This is a genomic window from Streptomyces sp. NPDC002564, from assembly GCF_042889645.1.
Taxonomy (GTDB): Bacteria; Actinomycetota; Actinomycetes; order Streptomycetales; family Streptomycetaceae; genus Streptomyces.
Map to the genome: position 1 here is coordinate 132,272 of NZ_JBIARE010000011.1, position 14,073 is coordinate 146,344.

Here is a 14,073-nt window from a genome sequence, read left to right on the forward strand (position 1 = left end):
GTAGCACTAACGGTTAGCTTTCAACAACGGTTGTTGTTTTGGATTTGATAGCGTCACCGCATGACCGAGCCGCCCGGACGCCGTGAACGCAAGAAGGCCGCGACCCGCCAGAAGATCGCCGACACCGCGCTGCGGCTCTTCCTGGAACGCGGATACGAGGCGGTGGGCATCCGTGACGTGGCCGCCGAGGCCGACGTGGCCGTGACCACGCTCTTCTCCCACTTCGCCTCGAAGGAGGCCCTGGTCTTCGAACAGGACGAGGACTTCGAGCACCGCCTCGCTCAGGCGGTCACCGGCCGCGCGCAGGACGAGTCACTGATCCCCGCGCTGCGCCACGAGATCCACGCCCTCGTCCGCCACTGCGCGGCGGACGACGCCTCCCCGGTCTGGCGCATGATCGACGCATCGCCCGCGCTGCGGAAGTACGAGGAGTCGATGCGGCTGCGCCACGCGGAGTCGCTGGCCACGGCCATCGCCGCCGAACCCGGCGCGCCGCGCCCGACGGTCTGCCGGGCCATCGCACGCTTCACCGTCGACGCGTACTCGCTGGCCAGGGAGGAGGCGGATCCGCAGACCGCGGTGGACGAGATCTTCGGGCTGATCGAGGCGGCCTGGGAGGCCGCCCACGCCGCTGCCCGGGGATGATCCGTCCGCGAGGATGTCCGTCCACACGACGTGGCGTCCGCTGTTCGGTCATTGTCTTCGCATCATCCGGAACGTTCCGGCCCGGCGGGGTATCTCACTACCCGTACGGCCATGACCGACGAAAGGAACCGTTCCCCATGGTGCGCCGCGTCCGTGTGCTGGTCCTCACCGCCCTGCTGCTGGTGGCGGGTTCGATGATGTCGCCCGCTCCCGCCTCCGCCGTCATCGGCGGCTCGAAGAGCCACTACGGGCCCTGGGCGGTGCGCATGCTCGTCGACGGCAGCCCGGTGTGCACCGCCACCGCGGTCGGCCGCCAGTGGATCATCGGCGCGTCGCACTGCTTCTTCGAACAGGGCCGGCCGGTCGCCGACAAGCGGATCTCCTTCCGGGTCGGCGACCTCGACATCCGCAAGGGCACCAAGGTCCGCCCGCTGCGCGGCAAGCGCGTCGGCAGCGCGCGCGCCGACATGCTCCTCATCAAGGTTCCCCCGCTGAGGATCCCGACGGCCCGCCTGGCCACCGCCCCCGTCCGTCCCGGACAGAAGGTGCGGCAGTACGGGTGGGGCGCCACCTGCACGACGGACGAGAACACCTGCCAGTCCCCCGTCCTCAAGCAGTCCGACCTGCGCGTCGTGCGGCCCGACGACCCGGGCTGCAAGGGCTACACCGCCCCCGGGGGCTCCGACTTCTGTATGGAGAAGGTGACCGGGATCCCCGCCGGGGGCGACTCCGGCGGCCCGGTGATGAGCATCGGCCCGCGCGGCACCGAGAGGCTCGTCGGCGTCTTCGACGGCTCCGACCGCGAGGAGATCGCCGAGGCCGGTGAGGTCTCCCGGCAACTCGCCTGGATCCGCTCGGTCATCCGGCGCTAGGGCGCTCACGCCGACGAGCGCCCGCTCCGCGGTACTGCTCCCCCGCCCCGGCCGTTCAGCGGGAGCAGCGTCTCCAGGCGGGCGCCCTTGGCCCAGGCGCCCAGCAGGTCGCGGTGCACGGCCACGATGTCCTGCCGTACCGCAAGGCCGAGCGCGGCCTTCGTGAAGGTGCGGCCGGTGGTGACGAAGAGGGCGACGTCCGCGCCGTGTTCCAGGCGTGCGGTGCCCACGAACTTCTGCATGTCCTGCGAGGACACGCTGCGGTGCGGCGCGTACTTCTTGCACTGCACGACCAGCTTGCGGCCGTCCGCGAGGTGGCCGACGACGTCGGCCCCGAGGTCGCCGCTCTTGCCGCTGACGACGACCTGCGTGCAGCCGTCCCTGCGGCACAGGTCGGCGACGTACACCTCGAAGTCCTGCCAGGAGAGGGCGTCGACCTCAGCCATCGTCAACTCCCTGGCCCTCGCCTCCTCCTGCGCGCGCCACTGCCGGTCCCGGGCGACCGCGAGGCGGTGTGCGCGCCAGATCCCCGCTGCGGCCCCGCCCACCAGGACGGTGCCGAGCACGGCCGCGAGGACGGGCCACACAGCCGCGCGGCCGACGGCCGACCCCACGAGAACGACCGACACCGCCACCGCGCCCCAGACCTGTAAGCGCCTGCGCGTGCGTTTCTTCATCCACCGGATCCGCCGGACCCGCCGCCCCCGGCGCCGTGCCGCCATCGCTCCCCGCCTTCCCCCACTGCCCGTATCCGCCCGTATCCGCGCTTACCCTCCTGTACCGGCCCGTACCGAAAGTGTCGAAGCGTCGGCCGGTCCCGACAAGGGTGCGGCGCGCGCCACGGACCGGGAAGGTGGGAACACGTCACGAGGGAGCACGGCGAAGCACGAGGGAGTGCGCGATGAGCGAGCGAGCGGGCAGAGTGGTCTGCGACATCACCGTCTCGGCCGACGGGTACGCGGCCGGGCTCCATCAGAGCGAGGAGCGGCCGTTCGGTGACGACGGCGGCGACGGTACGGGCGACCGGTTGCACGCCTGGATGTTCGACACCCCCGACGAGAACCGGGACGAGATCGCCCGGATGGGCGCCGCGAAGGCGTTCGTCATGGGGCGCAACATGTTCGGCCCGGTGCGGGGCGCATGGGACCGGGAGTGGGACGGCTGGTGGGGGGAGGATCCGCCGTTCCACGCACCGGTCTTCGTCCTCACCCACCATCCGCGCGCCCCGCGGCCGATGCGGGGCGGAACCACGTACCACTTCGTCACCGACGGGATCGCGTCGGCGCTGGCACAGGCACGGGAGGCGGCCCGTGACGGCGATGTGGCGGTCCAGGGCGGCGCCGTCACCGTCAACCAGTACCTCGCCGCCGGTCTGATCGACGAGCTGCGACTGCACGTCGTGCCGCTCACCCTGGGCGCGGGGAGCCGACTGTTCGACGGCGTCCCGGCGCTGAAGCTGGAACAGGTGGCGTCGCGGGCGGCGAGCCTGGTCACCCACATCACCTACCGGGTCCTGCCCTGAGGCCGGTTCGGCCGACTGCCCGTCAGGCCTTCGTCGCCCGGTCGTAGGCGGCCACCGCTCGCTCCAGGAACGCCGCCACCGTGGCCTGCTCCTGTGCCGTCATGGACGCGGTGATCTCGCCGATACCCGTGACGAGGGGCTCGACGTGCTCGTACGCGGCCCGCTCCCAGTGCTCCGCCGGTGTGACGAGCACCTTGCGCCGGTCGCTCGGATGCGGGCTGCGGCCGGCGTGGCCGCCGTCCACGAGACGGTCGATCACCAGGGTCATGGCCGCGGTCGACGTGCTGAGTTCACGGGCCAGTTCGCTCGGCGTCGCCGGTCCGGCGCTGACGAGGTGATCCATCACCGCGAGACCGGCCGGGTCGACGTGCATCTGGCGGCCGAGGTACCGCTCGAACCGCTGCTGGCGGCGGGTCAGGCTCCGCAGCCGCTCCCGGATGGGGTCCTGGTCCGGGGCGTCGGGGCCGGGGTCGGCGGGCTGGTTGACGGTCATGGCGTGGAAGCTGCTCCCTGCATCGCTCAAGGCACTGACTCCCCATGATGCGGGAGGCGCGCGGGGCGCAGGGGACCCGGGGCGCAGGTGTCACCCCGCCTCACGACCCGGGGCGCAGGGGTCACCTCGCCCCAGGCCCCGGGGCGCAGGTGTCACCCCGCCCTGTGCCCACCTCACACACGAGGGCCGCTCACACCGCCACGTCCCGCCGCGCACCGGAACCGACCGCACCGTCACCGTCGGCTCCGGGGTCCGCGGGCGTGCTGCCGTGCTGCTCCTCCTCGGGCCGCCCCTTCTTCGGCAGGAGGAAGGTGATGGTCAGGAAGGCGAGCAGCAGGCACGCCTGCACGATCAGCGCGTGGTGGAAACCGGTGGTGAAGTCGCCGGTCCGGGCCTGCGCGAAGAAGACCGAGCCGAAGACGGCCACGCCGATGGAACCGCCGATGGCCTGCACCGCGGACAGCACGCCGGAGGCGGAGCCGATCTCCTCGTCGTCGACCGCCGCGAGGATGAAGCTGAACAGGGCGGCGATCACCATGCCCGCCCCGACACCGGTCACCGCAACTCCCGGGGCGATGTCCCAGATGGAGAACGTGTCGGCGCTCGACGCGTCGAGCTCGAACCAGAGCAGTGCCGCTCCGGCGAGCTGGACGAGCGGTCCGACCTGGATCACCTTGCGGCCGATCCGGTCGGCCAGGAACGCTCCGCTGACCGCGCCGCCGACCGCCGTGCCCACCGCGAGCGGCAGATTGCCGAGACCCGCGCCCCCGGCGCTGAACTGCCGGCCGATCTGCAGGAAGAGGGTCAGCACGAGCTGAGTGCCGATCAGTCCGCCGAAGAACAGGGCGATCCCGCCGAGCCCCACGGTGAAGGCGGGCTTGCGCAGCAGACCGGGGGTGACCAGGGGCTCGCGGCCCGCCGCGGACGTGCGGCGCTGCTGCAGCGCGAAGAGGGCGAAGCCGATCACCGAGGCGGCCATGCACAGCCACGTCCACAGCGGCCAGCCCTCCTCCTGCCCCTGGTTCAGCGGGAGTACGAGCAGGGCACAGGCCGCCACGACCAGGGACGCGCCGGTCACGTCGACCCGCACGGTGCGGTCACCGGGCTTCCTCGGAACGAACTTCGCCGCGATGACCAGGGCCGCGATACCGATGGGCAGATTGATCAAGAAGACCGATCGCCAGCCCAGGCCGAAGAAGTTCCCTTCGATGAGGAAGCCGCCCAGGACCGGGCCGATGATGCCGCCCAGACCGAGGACGGGCCCGAAGATCGCGAACACCTTGGTGAGTTCGGGTCCGGAGAAGTTCTCCCGCAGCAGCCCCAGCCCCTGGGGAAGCAGCACCGCTCCGGCGGCGCCCTGCAGCAGCCGGAAGGCGATCAGCGATCCGATGTTCGGCGCCAGGGCGCACAACAGCGAGCTCAGGGTGAACGCGGCGAGGCCCGTCAGGAACATGCGGCGGCGCCCGTAACGGTCGCCGAGACGGCCGCCAAGAACCAGGCCGGAACCCAGCGTGAGGGCATAGCCGCCGATCACCCACTGCAGGCCCACGGAGCCGGCTCCCAGGGACTTCTCCAGATCGGGTCCCGCGACATTGACGATCGACGCGTCCAGGAGGTCCATGATCTCCGCGACGATCATCACCACCAGGATCAGCCAACGCCACCGGTACGGCTGGGTGGTCCGGTCGCCGTTCATTTTGCCTCAGCTCATTGATTACCAATTTTCTTAGCAATATTGAGAGTAACGGGTGCCGAGGTGATGTCAACCGTGCGCGTGCGAAACCCCCCAGCTCAGGGTGTCGATCTGGGGGGTGATCAGGGAGGTCGTTCGGCGAGGCCGATCGGAAGGGCGTTCGGAGAGGTCGCGTCAGGGCGTACGGAAACCGCGGAACGTCACCGGCTTGTGGCTCTCGAAGCCGAGCTTCTCGTAGAGGGCGATGGCGCCCGTGTTCGCCTCGGCCACGTGCAGGAACGGCCTGTCTCCCCGGGACCGGATGTGGTCGACCAAGGCGCTCACCACCCGGGCCGCGTGCCCTTGGCCGCGCGCCTCGGGGTCCGTGCACACGGCGCTGATCTCGGTCCAGCCCGGCGGGCGCAGCCGCTCACCCGCCATCGCCACGAGCCGCCCGTGCGCGCGGACACCGAAATAGGTGCCGAGCTCGCGGGTGCGGGGGCCGAACGGTCCGGGCGCGGCGCGCTCGACGAGGGCCAGCATCTCGGGCACGTCGTCCGGGCCGAGCTCGACGGTCGAGACGTCGGCCGGGGAGGCGGTCGCGGGCGCGGCCGGGGAGGCTGTGGCGGCCGGGGGCGGGGAGGCGGTCGCGGGCGGGACCGGCGCGTCGGGGGCCCGGTCGCCCGCCCAGAGCATCTGTCGGCCTTCGAGCACGAAGACCGGCTCCCAGCCCGAGGGCGGGAGCGCCGGGTTGCTGAACATGTCCGCGAAACCGCCGCTGCCGAGCAGCCGCGCCAGGTCGGCCCAGTCGGCGGCGTCGGGCGCGGTCGGCAGCGCGCAGAAGGTCGCGACACCCGGCAGATACGTGGCCGCCCGCCCCTGACGTCGGCCCAGCTGCGCGTGCTGCCCGAGCAGCGATTCGGCCACGGGGTTCTCGAGCACGGAGTCGTCACTGTTCACGCGCCCGATCCTCGCACTGCCGCGCCGGCCGGTGGCAGCGGGGTCACGCCGGGCGCGCGGCGTACTCAGGGTGCCGCATCCCGCGACGTCGGCGTGCGCCCGGACCGCGGGTCCGGGGAGTAGCCTGGGCGTCACCGAGGGCATCTCGTACACCGGCACCACGCCGTGTCGTTCTCGGCGAGAGCTGAGACCCCGGACCGATCGCGCCCGGTCGGCCCGGAGACGGGTCCGCGCCATGTCGGCGACCTTGTACCCCACTGTCCCGCACGCCGAGCCCGCGCCGGCCCCGCCGGTTCAGCTCACTCTGAAGTCCGGAGCACCGGGCGGACTCCTGGACGGCGCCTGGTGGCCCCGCTCCAGGGACCTGATGGCCGAACTGCCCGCGCTGGTAAAGGTCCTCGACTCCTCGTGGGGCCGCATCACCCGCATCGCCGTCAACCCGGCCCACTGGCCCGTCGTGCCGCGCAAGATCCCGGTGGCGGGCCACGTCGTCAGGGCCGGCTGGTTCACCCCGGAGATCGACCCGCACAAGCTGATGCTGTTCTCGTACCGCTCGGGCCGCTGGGATCTGCTCGTCGTCCCGCCCGAGGTGGGGGCCGAGGCGGCGGCGCGGCTCATGGCGGCCGCGGCGGTCCGCGACGGCCCGCCGCTGACCGCGAGCATGCTCATGGCCGCCGACGCGGAAGAGCACGGCGTCGCGCCCGCCGATCAGTCCGTGGACTCCACACAGGCGTGGGAGTACGAAGGGGGCGCGTCAAAGGCCGTACCGGCGCAGGCAGTTCGCCTCCCAGGGGCGGACCACCGGACCGCCTGACCGGTCCCCCGACTCCCCCTCCCCTCTCGATTCCCCCAACCGCCACTGCGCTGGTCCTGCGCCCCTCCCTTAGCGCCTCGGCAGCTCCGGTCGTCGACGGCTCCGCTTGCCCGGAACCGCCGCGGCGCACGAGCCCTGTTCAGCCGTGCACGGCGCGACTAGCGTGCACACCGCAGCCCCTGTCCCCGGCAGCACTCACTGGTTGTCGCGCCCGCCCCGGGCGCGCCCCACGCATCGGAGCCGGCCATCGCCGCCTCACCCGTGCTGCCGCCCTCGCCTTTCGCCGCGCCCACGGCGAGCAGGGGCCTGTCCCGATGCGTCCGTGCGGGCCCCCGTCCGGAGCCCGTCTCGCCGCACGCGTCCCTCAGCAGGCGATACCCATGTACGCACTGGTCGCGCTCGTCCCGTTCGTCCTGCTCGCCACCGTGATGGGCCTCTCCTGGTGGGAGGACCGGATCCTGCCGCCGCCCCGCCGGGAAGACCCGCCCGTCCCCGTCTCGACGGCCTCTGCCACCCTTCCCGCCGCCTCCAACCCCACGCCGTTCAAAGGCCATTGACATCGGGTCGGGCCGAGCGTTGACTGGCCGCACGGTGTAGGGCCATGCCACTCCGGACCGTTCGGTGGCGCATTCCACCTTCCCGATTCGCCGGGACCCCGCGGATGAAGACCGACTCCGCGCGTCCTGGAGGCCCGGCCGTGCTCATGTGGATTCTCCTCTTTCTGCTGATCCTGGTGATCTTCGGGTTCGGCTTCACCCTGCAGATCCTCTGGTGGGTCGCCGCCGCGCTGCTGATCCTCTGGATCATCGGCTTCGTCATGCGGGGGCGCGGGGGCACCAGCGGGGGACGCGGCGGCGGCCGCAGGTTCGGCCACAGGTGACCTCTCACCTCCCTCCATCCGGCGAACAAGCCAAGGACAGACATGAGTTCCGCACACTCGTTCAGGAACAAGGCGCAGGCCCTCAAGGGCCGCATCACGGAGCGCATCGGCCGCAACACCCGCAACAAGCGACTGCAGCGGGAGGGCAGGACCGACCGCGTCTCCGGGAATCTGAAGCAGTCCGGCACCAAGGCCAAGGACGCCTTCCGGCGCGAGCACTGAGCCCGCGCCGCACGAAGGGAAGTGGCACACGATGATGTACGACAGAGAACGTTCCCAACAGCCGCCCCAGGCCCGGAATCCGAACCTCGCCGAGCAGCACGCCTCGCAGGATCCCCGCCACGAGTCCGCCCGTCCGCCCCTGCAGGAACCCCGCCCCGGTCTGCCCATGCGCGCACCGGGGGCGCTGCTCGTGCCCCAGGGAGAGCGGGAGAAGCTGGCCCTGCGCCTCCAGCAGGCCCTCAACTCCTTTGTGGAGAACCCGCTCAGGGCCGTCGAGGAGGCCGACGGCGTCCTCGCGGAAGCCATCGCCCAGCTGACCGCCGCGCTCACCGAGCGGCACCATGGGCTGCGCGACGGACGGCCGAACAAGGACGCCAAGGACCGCACCGAAGAATTGCGCATCGCACTGCAGCAGTACAAGGAGACGACGGAGCGCGTGCTCCGCCTGTGACGCCCGCACCGCCTGCACCGCCTGCACCGCCTGCACCGCCTGCACCGCCTGTGATATCTGCCTTACCTGCGACGCCTCGGGGCCGGTGCGGCACACCGCGCCGCACCGGCCGACCCATTTCGTAGGGTAATGGTACAAATACACGGCGTGAGGAGTGCGTGGCCGCCATGTGAGTGCCTGGCCCGGCGCGGTCGGGTGACGTGATCACGGCACTCGCTTGCCGGGCGCGGGCGCAGTGGAACGGCTAGCGCCATGTTCTCGACGCGACGTCCTCGCCCCGGTGGCCCCCTCTGGCCCGCTCTGACCTGCGCTGCCGCACTGACCCTCCTGATGCCCGCGGCGGCGGCCGCGCCCGCACCCGCCGAGCCGGGGCCGCCCGCCAACGAGAAGGACGTGCTGCGCCAGCGCACCGCCGACCTGAACGCCGCCGACTACCAGTGGCTGTGCGGCGCCGGTCGCTTCGGTCAGGCACCCGAGCACACCCTCGAGCCCTTCCCCGGCGTCCGCGTCACCCTCGTCCAGGACGGCCGCGAGTCCGACAAGGGCACCATCACGTGGACCGGCCACGTGAAGGGGGCACCGCAGGAGGCGGCCGTGATCTCCGCACGGCACGTGTGCGCCCCCGCCAGAGGGACCACGCCCGTCCTGGACGGCCTCGTCCATGTGGGGGCGCGCGCCTACCACCTGACGACGCTGCCCGGCGAGCGGGCGCGGGTCCGCGTGTCGGAAGAGGACCCGCACGCCCGCCGCCACCCGACGCCCGACAACGCCGTGCTCGACCAGCACGGCGCCCGCGAGCTGCGCGACTCCCTCAAGCACCGCGCCCCCGCGTCCGCGGACGCCCCCGTCGTCATCGACGTCCTCGCCGGGTACACCCCGGCCGCGGTACAGCGCCTCGGCAGCGAGCAGGCGATGCTGACGCGGCTGCGGCTGGCCGAGTCGTACATGAACCAGGCCCTGGCGGACAGCGACGTCGCGGCCAGCATCGACATCGTCGACAGCTACGACACCGGATACCGCGGCGACCAGACGGCCCGCCGCATGCTCGACAAGCTCTCCCGGCCCGACGACCCGGAGCTCGGCGAGGCGGCACACCGCCGGCGCGAGGAGTTGGGTGTCGACCTGGTCACCGTGATCAACGACGTGCCCGACGGCTCCTCCGGACAGGGCAGCCTGCCCACGCGGGGCCGCATGGACAGCGAACTGGCCTACTCCGCCGTCGACGTGCAGTCCCTCACGGAGTGGTACAACCTCGGGCACGAGATCGGCCACAACCTGGGCATGTTCCACGACCGCGCCACCCTGGAGCGGCAGGTCCCCGGCGGGTACGAACAACTGCTCAACTCGCCGAGCGGCACCGGGTGGATCACCCCGCGCCGCGACCACCACACCCTGATGGCGTACGCGGAGAGCTGCGGGGGCCTCTGCACCCCGGTCAACCAGTACTCGAACACGGAGAACATGGTCGAGGGCCAGCCGCTCGGCGACGCGCGCAACAACAACGCCGCGCTGGCCCGCAGGACGACCCCCGTCGTCGCCGACTACCGCGCCCTGAAGGTGCAGCGCGCCCGCCACCGCCTGACCCTCGGCGCCGGCCCGAACGGCACGCTCCGGCCCGCCGTCCACGGGCCCTACACGCCCGGCAGCACCGTCGCGGTGACGGCCGAACCGGCGTACGGCTACCACGTCGGCGCCTGGCTGGTCGACGGCCGGCGCCACGGCATCACGGACGAGCACGTCACGGTGACCATGGACCGGCCCCACACCCTCAAGGCCGTCTTCACCCGGTCCTGACCCGTCGGTCCGCCGCGGCCGGAAGCCGGAAGAGGCGTAGCCGGGCGCTCCCGGCGCGGGGAGCGCCCGGCTACGCCTCTTCCACCGTCACGCCTCTTCCTCGGTCACGCCTCTTCCTCGTTCTCGAAGTGCAGGGCGATCGACCGCAGCACGTCGGCGGAGGAGACGTCGGTCAGCCCCTCGTCGTGGATCTCGGCGAGCTGCGCGAACGCAAGGGCGAAGGCCGAGGTGATGTGTTCGATGACGGGCCCCAGCTCGTGACCGACCACCGCGGCCACCTCGATCGGTGTGGCGTCGGTGGGGATCTCGATGGGCGGCAGCATCTCCTCCAGCATCGCGCCCACCGCCCGGCTGTCGCTGACCTCGCCGTCCGGGCTCTCGCGTGCCTGGCGGCGCATCTCGAGCGCCTCGGTCAGGATGCCGACGACTCGTTGCATGATCTCCCGTTGCTCCATGCCTCGAAGCCTAGACGCTGGTGGATCACCGCGGCCGTCGCACGCCCCCCGCGCGAGGCTGCCGCGGTCCCCCGCGCCGTTCGCGCGCCCCGTCACCGGGGGTGCGCGGGCGCGGCAGGCAGGCGGTTTCGGCTGTGGGACGGGTACCCGTTAGGGTTTCGGGGTCGCTTCTGGCGTACCGCGGGGCCCATGCCCGGTCCCGCTCCCCCGCCCCGGGTGTCGCAGCCCGTCGAGGCCGGCCCCGATCGCCGTGCCGGGGGCCGGGGGACCGGGGTGAGGTGTGCGTTCGGGGGAAGGGGGCATGTGAGGCAGGCCTGCACGAGAAGCAAGGTGGAATCCATGGCCGAATTGGTGGACGAGAGCGAGCGAGCGCCCTGGCTGGGCGAATTCGTGTCCGTCTCCACCGCGTTCGACGGCAGCGAGGAGATCGCCGCCGCCCGCGACCTGGCCCGCACCTTCCTCACCGACATGCAGGACGCCCACGGCCTGCCCGTCTCCGGCCGGGTGACCGGCATGGTCCAGCTCGTCGTCAGCGAACTGGTGACCAACGTGCTCAAGTACGCCCCCGGCCCCTTCCTCCTGACGCTGCAGGCCCTGGAGGACTCGGTCGAGGTGAGCGTGTGGGACAGCGGTACGACGCTGCCCGCGGTCCTGCCGCCGAATCCGGACCGGGTCGGCCAGCACGGCCTGGAGATCGTGAAGAACGTGTGCCGGAGCTTCCAGGTGCACGCCGTGCCGGTGGGCAAGCGCATCACGGCGGCCATCGTGCTGTCCGACGACGCGCCCCGCGGAACGTAATCGTCCGCGCGCGCCCCCGCCGCGCCCCGTGTCCGTCGTCCCGCCACGGTCTCCTCCCTCCGCATCACGATTGACCCCGCGCACCAGGGGTAGCCGCACTTCATGCCTGAGACACCTGCGTGGGTGCCGGAATCTCTCGCACGCGTCATACAGCGAAGCAAGACGCCCCGGCACGCCCGATCCAACCGCCGTCGCGGCCGGCTTCACCGCCGCCTGCTCGCCTACCGTGATGTGCAGATCCTGCACTCCCTCGCGCCCGATGCCAGAGCGGACAGCCTGCTGCTGGTGTACACCCGGCGCATCGTCGGCCACCTGACGTACGAGGTGTGCGAACAGTGCGCGAGCGGTGTCATCACCGAAGTCCATGTCGTCGCCCCTCTCCAGAGCAGCGGCCTGGGCACCCGCGCCATCTCCCATCTGCGGTCCTGCTATCCCGACGTGACCTGGCGCAGCCGCCTGCCCCAGCGCATGACGCGGGATCTCGCCCACCGCATGCGCCTGCCCCAGACGCAGACTCAGCGCACCTGCCCGCACGTCCGCCCCGCCGAGAAGACACCACGGGAACGCCCCGCATCGTCGGCACCGCTCGGCTGAGCACACCGGCCGACGGAACAACCGGAGGGGCCGCACGGCAATCCGCGGCCGCCCCCGGCTCCGAATCACCCATGGGACCTGCCGAAACGTTCGGCACACACGCAGAGGCGGCATCCCATGGTCATCCTCATCCTGATCGGACTCCTCGGAGGGCTGATCACAGCCGTCTCCCCGTGCATCCTGCCGGTGCTGCCGGTCGTGTTCCTCGCGGGCGGACCAGCACCTGACGCCCCGGAGCGCGCGGCCGTCCCCGTCGGGGCGGCGGCCTCGGGAGGCGCGGGCCGGACCGCGGACGAACCGCCCGCTCCCGCCCCCGCGCCCCGGCGCCGCAACCGCCGTCCGTACGCGGTCGTCGCCGGACTCGTCCTCAGCTTCAGCTTCTTCACGCTGCTCGGCGTCACGATCGTGACCGCCCTCGGTCTGCCCGAGGACATCCTGCGGTACGTGGGGCTCGCCCTGCTCGTCTTCATCGGGCTCGGCCTGATCTTCCCGCCGGTCGAGCGGATCCTGGAGAAGCCGTTCGCCCGTATTCCGCAGCGGCAGGTGAACAAGGAAGGGGGCGCCTTCGTCCTCGGTCTCGGGCTCGGACTGCTGTACGTGCCGTGCGCGGGGCCCGTGCTCGCCGCCATCACCGTGGCCGGCGCCCAGGGGCGGCTGAGCATGGACATCGTCGCCCTGACGGTGTCGTTCGCCGTCGGCACGGCGCTGCCGCTGCTCGTCTTCGCCCTGGCCGGGCGGCGCGTGTCGGAGCGCATCGGCGCCTTCCGCAAGCGGGCCAGGAAGCTGCGGATCGTCGCGGGCTGCCTGATGATCGCCCTGGCGCTCGCGCTGGCCCTCGACGTCACGTCCGCGGTGCAGCGGGCGCTGCCGGACTACACCTCGGCGGCCCAGCGGAAGATAGAGGACAGCGATGTCGCCCGGCAGCAGCTCTCGGGCCTCTACGACGACTCCAACAAGGAACTGTCACGCTGCGCGGACGGCGTGGACGAACTGCGCTCCTGCGGGCAGGCCCCGCCGATCGAGGGCATCAGTGCCTGGCTCAACACTCCGGGCGGGCGCCCGGTCGACCTCAAGCAGGAGCGCGGCAAGGTCGTCCTGATCGACTTCTGGACGTACTCGTGCATCAACTGCCAGCGCAGCCTGCCGCACATCACCGCGTGGGAGCGCGCCTACAAGAAGGCCGGTCTCGAGGTCATCGGCGTGCACTCCCCCGAGTTCGGCTTCGAGAAGAAGACCGGCAACGTGGCGAGCCAGGCGAAGAAGCTCGGCGTCACCTACCCCGTCGCCCTCGACAACAAGCTCACCACCTGGAACAACTACCGCAACCGCTTCTGGCCCGCCAAGTACCTGGTCGACGCCGAGGGCACCGTCCGCTACTTCAAGTTCGGCGAGGGACAGTACGCGCAGACCGAGGACCTGATCCGTACCCTGCTGCGGGAGGCGGACCCCACGGTCACCCTGCCGCCGAAGACCGACCGGGGCGACGAGCAACTCACGGCGGACCGCACGCCCGAGACGTACCTGAGCAACCACCTCATCGAGGGCTACGTGGGCGACCCGCTCCTGGACGACAAGCCCAAGGCGTACCGCTTCCCGTCCGACATTCCCGTCAACCGGGTCTCCCTGGACGGCACTTGGACGGCCGGCTACGAGTACTTCACCGCGGGGCGCGACGCCCGTCTCGCCCTCACGTACAAGGCCAAGAACGTCAATCTCGTCCTGGCGGGACAAGGACAGGTGACCGTCCTGAAGGACGGCAAGGTCGTCAAGAAGCTGGACATCGACGGCACACCGACCATGCACCGCCTCGTGGACGACGGGAACGCGCGTGAGGCCCGGCTGGAGGTCCGGCTCACCCCCGGCATCCAGGCCTACGTCTTCACCTTCGGGTGACCCCTTGA

The 14,073-nt window shown here is 71.6% G+C and carries 17 protein-coding genes; 12 read left to right on the top strand and 5 right to left on the bottom strand.

The window, feature by feature from the left end; all coding sequences use genetic code 11:
• Window positions 1-60: 60 nt before the first annotated feature.
• Window positions 61-645, top strand: a complete 585-nt coding sequence (locus ACFYXE_RS31390) for a TetR/AcrR family transcriptional regulator (protein ID WP_389318400.1) — start codon at window positions 61-63, stop codon at window positions 643-645.
• Between the two features lie 137 nt (window positions 646-782).
• Window positions 783-1,517 (top strand): S1 family peptidase, encoded by a 735-nt coding sequence (locus ACFYXE_RS31395; protein ID WP_389318402.1) that lies wholly within the window; start codon window positions 783-785, stop codon window positions 1,515-1,517.
• Between the two features lie 5 nt (window positions 1,518-1,522).
• Here ACFYXE_RS31395 and ACFYXE_RS31400 read toward each other — a convergent pair whose 3' ends face one another.
• The gene (locus tag ACFYXE_RS31400; protein ID WP_389318404.1) at window positions 1,523-2,194 is read right to left on the bottom strand and encodes a restriction endonuclease; all 672 of its coding nucleotides are present in this window, start codon (window positions 2,192-2,194) and stop codon (window positions 1,523-1,525) included.
• A 224-nt stretch (window positions 2,195-2,418) separates the two neighbouring features.
• On the opposite strand from ACFYXE_RS31400, the gene ACFYXE_RS31405 reads away from it, so the two are divergent.
• Complete coding sequence (locus ACFYXE_RS31405) at window positions 2,419-3,039, top strand: dihydrofolate reductase family protein (protein WP_389318406.1); 621 nt, start codon at window positions 2,419-2,421, stop codon at window positions 3,037-3,039.
• Window positions 3,040-3,061: 22 nt separating this feature from the next.
• Here ACFYXE_RS31405 and ACFYXE_RS31410 read toward each other — a convergent pair whose 3' ends face one another.
• From ACFYXE_RS31410 to ACFYXE_RS31420, 3 genes are all read right to left on the bottom strand, one after another.
• Complete coding sequence (locus ACFYXE_RS31410; RefSeq protein WP_389318408.1) at window positions 3,062-3,562, bottom strand: MarR family winged helix-turn-helix transcriptional regulator; 501 nt, start codon at window positions 3,560-3,562, stop codon at window positions 3,062-3,064.
• A 160-nt stretch (window positions 3,563-3,722) separates the two neighbouring features.
• Complete coding sequence (locus tag ACFYXE_RS31415; RefSeq protein WP_389318410.1) at window positions 3,723-5,228, bottom strand: MFS transporter; 1,506 nt, start codon at window positions 5,226-5,228, stop codon at window positions 3,723-3,725.
• 171 nt (window positions 5,229-5,399) lie between these two features.
• Complete coding sequence (locus ACFYXE_RS31420; RefSeq protein WP_389318412.1) at window positions 5,400-6,164, bottom strand: GNAT family N-acetyltransferase; 765 nt, start codon at window positions 6,162-6,164, stop codon at window positions 5,400-5,402.
• A gap of 235 nt (window positions 6,165-6,399) precedes the next feature.
• Between ACFYXE_RS31420 and ACFYXE_RS31425 the strand changes: the two genes are divergently transcribed.
• From ACFYXE_RS31425 to ACFYXE_RS31450, 6 genes are all read left to right on the top strand, one after another.
• Window positions 6,400-6,978 carry a DUF5994 family protein gene (locus ACFYXE_RS31425; RefSeq protein ID WP_389318414.1) on the top strand — a complete coding sequence of 193 codons (579 nt, stop codon included), beginning with the start codon at window positions 6,400-6,402 and terminating at the stop codon, window positions 6,976-6,978.
• A gap of 380 nt (window positions 6,979-7,358) precedes the next feature.
• Window positions 7,359-7,535, top strand: a complete 177-nt coding sequence (locus ACFYXE_RS31430; protein WP_389318416.1) for a hypothetical protein — start codon at window positions 7,359-7,361, stop codon at window positions 7,533-7,535.
• Window positions 7,536-7,681: 146 nt separating this feature from the next.
• Window positions 7,682-7,858 carry a hydrophobic protein gene (locus ACFYXE_RS31435; protein ID WP_389318592.1) on the top strand — a complete coding sequence of 59 codons (177 nt, stop codon included), beginning with the start codon at window positions 7,682-7,684 and terminating at the stop codon, window positions 7,856-7,858.
• 42 nt (window positions 7,859-7,900) lie between these two features.
• The gene (locus tag ACFYXE_RS31440; protein WP_389318418.1) at window positions 7,901-8,080 is read left to right on the top strand and encodes a CsbD family protein; all 180 of its coding nucleotides are present in this window, start codon (window positions 7,901-7,903) and stop codon (window positions 8,078-8,080) included.
• A 31-nt stretch (window positions 8,081-8,111) separates the two neighbouring features.
• Complete coding sequence (locus ACFYXE_RS31445; RefSeq protein ID WP_389318420.1) at window positions 8,112-8,531, top strand: hypothetical protein; 420 nt, start codon at window positions 8,112-8,114, stop codon at window positions 8,529-8,531.
• A gap of 330 nt (window positions 8,532-8,861) precedes the next feature.
• Window positions 8,862-10,325, top strand: a complete 1,464-nt coding sequence (locus ACFYXE_RS31450) for a reprolysin-like metallopeptidase (protein ID WP_389318422.1) — start codon at window positions 8,862-8,864, stop codon at window positions 10,323-10,325.
• A gap of 104 nt (window positions 10,326-10,429) precedes the next feature.
• Here the strand turns inward: ACFYXE_RS31450 and ACFYXE_RS31455 are convergent, their stop codons facing one another.
• The gene (locus tag ACFYXE_RS31455) at window positions 10,430-10,780 is read right to left on the bottom strand and encodes a hypothetical protein (protein ID WP_361181030.1); all 351 of its coding nucleotides are present in this window, start codon (window positions 10,778-10,780) and stop codon (window positions 10,430-10,432) included.
• A 339-nt stretch (window positions 10,781-11,119) separates the two neighbouring features.
• Between ACFYXE_RS31455 and ACFYXE_RS31460 the strand changes: the two genes are divergently transcribed.
• The 3 genes from ACFYXE_RS31460 to ACFYXE_RS31470 all read left to right on the top strand — a co-directional run bounded on the left by ACFYXE_RS31460 (window position 11,120) and on the right by ACFYXE_RS31470 (window position 14,065).
• The gene (locus tag ACFYXE_RS31460) at window positions 11,120-11,578 is read left to right on the top strand and encodes an ATP-binding protein (protein WP_389318424.1); all 459 of its coding nucleotides are present in this window, start codon (window positions 11,120-11,122) and stop codon (window positions 11,576-11,578) included.
• A gap of 231 nt (window positions 11,579-11,809) precedes the next feature.
• Window positions 11,810-12,172: an N-acetyltransferase gene (locus tag ACFYXE_RS31465; protein ID WP_361181032.1), complete on the top strand. Its 363-nt coding sequence runs from the start codon at window positions 11,810-11,812 to the stop codon at window positions 12,170-12,172.
• A gap of 117 nt (window positions 12,173-12,289) precedes the next feature.
• A complete protein-coding gene (locus ACFYXE_RS31470) occupies window positions 12,290-14,065 on the top strand; it encodes a cytochrome c biogenesis protein DipZ (RefSeq protein WP_389318427.1) in 1,776 nt (591 codons plus the stop codon).
• Window positions 14,066-14,073 lie beyond the last annotated feature (8 nt).

What these genes read in the sequence shown, in the direction of transcription:
- ACFYXE_RS31395 (WP_389318402.1), top strand. Translation starts at nt 783, where the DNA reads ATGGTGCGCCGCGTCCGTGTGCTGGTCCTCACCGCCCTGCTGCTGGTG.
- ACFYXE_RS31415 (WP_389318410.1), bottom strand. Translation starts at nt 5,228, where the DNA reads ATGAACGGCGACCGGACCACCCAGCCGTACCGGTGGCGTTGGCTGATC.
- ACFYXE_RS31470 (WP_389318427.1), top strand. Translation starts at nt 12,290, where the DNA reads ATGGTCATCCTCATCCTGATCGGACTCCTCGGAGGGCTGATCACAGCC.
- ACFYXE_RS31460 (WP_389318424.1), top strand. Translation starts at nt 11,120, where the DNA reads ATGGCCGAATTGGTGGACGAGAGCGAGCGAGCGCCCTGGCTGGGCGAA.
- ACFYXE_RS31440 (WP_389318418.1), top strand. Translation starts at nt 7,901, where the DNA reads ATGAGTTCCGCACACTCGTTCAGGAACAAGGCGCAGGCCCTCAAGGGC.
- ACFYXE_RS31400 (WP_389318404.1), bottom strand. Translation starts at nt 2,194, where the DNA reads ATGAAGAAACGCACGCGCAGGCGCTTACAGGTCTGGGGCGCGGTGGCG.
- ACFYXE_RS31390 (WP_389318400.1), top strand. Translation starts at nt 61, where the DNA reads ATGACCGAGCCGCCCGGACGCCGTGAACGCAAGAAGGCCGCGACCCGC.
- ACFYXE_RS31425 (WP_389318414.1), top strand. Translation starts at nt 6,400, where the DNA reads ATGTCGGCGACCTTGTACCCCACTGTCCCGCACGCCGAGCCCGCGCCG.
- ACFYXE_RS31445 (WP_389318420.1), top strand. Translation starts at nt 8,112, where the DNA reads ATGATGTACGACAGAGAACGTTCCCAACAGCCGCCCCAGGCCCGGAAT.
- ACFYXE_RS31430 (WP_389318416.1), top strand. Translation starts at nt 7,359, where the DNA reads ATGTACGCACTGGTCGCGCTCGTCCCGTTCGTCCTGCTCGCCACCGTG.
- ACFYXE_RS31405 (WP_389318406.1), top strand. Translation starts at nt 2,419, where the DNA reads ATGAGCGAGCGAGCGGGCAGAGTGGTCTGCGACATCACCGTCTCGGCC.
- ACFYXE_RS31435 (WP_389318592.1), top strand. Translation starts at nt 7,682, where the DNA reads ATGTGGATTCTCCTCTTTCTGCTGATCCTGGTGATCTTCGGGTTCGGC.
- ACFYXE_RS31450 (WP_389318422.1), top strand. Translation starts at nt 8,862, where the DNA reads ATGCCCGCGGCGGCGGCCGCGCCCGCACCCGCCGAGCCGGGGCCGCCC.
- ACFYXE_RS31455 (WP_361181030.1), bottom strand. Translation starts at nt 10,780, where the DNA reads ATGGAGCAACGGGAGATCATGCAACGAGTCGTCGGCATCCTGACCGAG.